This window comes from Phytobacter sp. V91, from assembly GCF_965644225.1.
Taxonomy (GTDB): Bacteria; Pseudomonadota; Gammaproteobacteria; order Enterobacterales; family Enterobacteriaceae; genus CBFFRJ01.
This window is the reverse complement of the sequence record NZ_CBFFRJ010000283.1, coordinates 1-1,055: the sequence shown is the minus strand read 5'-3', so window position 1 is coordinate 1,055 and position 1,055 is coordinate 1. Positions and strand designations below refer to the sequence as shown.

Genomic DNA, 1,055 nt, shown 5'->3' with positions numbered 1-1,055 from the left:
ATTCGCGCGACTGACTTAAAGGTCAAACCTTTCGGAGTCCCCCGGCAAAGCCGGGGGTTTACCGGACTTAATTAAATCATGGCTCCTGCTCAGATACCTGAACGGGTAATTCATCCAGCCAGTGGCCTACCACCTGGCGCGCGGCACTGGAGAGACTGGCAGAATGCTGAATGGCATCTTCACGCAGGGTACGAGGATCAATCCCCGCATGGCTGAGTTCACAGGCATGCCCCACCAGCCAGCTCTCAAGGCTCGCGGCAGTGACTTCCAGGTGGAACTGGAAACCTAAGGCATAGTTGCCGACGCTGAATGCCTGGTTATCGCAGACTGTACTGCTGGCAAGGTGAATGGCATTTTCCGGGATCTCAAAACGGTCGCCGTGCCAGTGCAGCACTGTAAGATTGTTGAGGGGAGCAAAGTACGCGGGCGCACTTTCGCTCACCGTAACCGGCGAATAGCCAATCTCGGTGACGCCCATTGACGCCACTTTTGCTCCCAGCGCGGCCGCCATCAACTGGGCGCCAAGGCAGATACCTAATACCGGTTTTCCGGCGTCCAGCCGCTCGCGGATAATGCGCAGCTCTGTCTCCAGAAACGGGTAGAGGTGCTGTTCATATACACCAATCGGGCCACCCAGGACGATCAGCAGGTCGTCCTTCAGGGCATCGAATGCACCGAGGGACTGCACGGGGGTGTCGATACACCGCCACCGATACCCTTTCGCCAGCAAGGTTTCGCTCAGAGAATCCAGATCCTCAAAAGGCACATGACGAAATACAACGGCTGTTTTCATAGCAATTATTCATCCTTTGTCTTAAGCGCAAATCGTTAACCCTGTTTTCAGCATACATAATATCGCCGGGTTGAGGAGTGTCTTATGTGCGCAGATGAGATCCCTGAGCGCTATTTTTACGTTCAGTGACAAAAAGAGGTGCGATTATTCAATCGCTTGCTGAATATCTTTTTTATCAAGCCTGGTGAGTTAAGGAAGGTGCGATTTAATCGGTGGGGTTCAGTGGAGTCCTTATCTGTATTAGCCTTACCTTAGCTGAGCT

Annotated in this window: 1 protein-coding gene; it reads right to left on the bottom strand. The window is 53.1% G+C overall.

The window, feature by feature from the left end:
* Positions 1-76 precede the first annotated feature (76 nt).
* On the bottom strand, positions 77-793 hold the full coding sequence (locus ACSZO4_RS25655) for a glutamine amidotransferase (protein ID WP_437891901.1): 717 nt from the start codon (positions 791-793) through the stop codon (positions 77-79).
* Between the last annotated feature and the right edge of the window lie 262 nt (positions 794-1,055).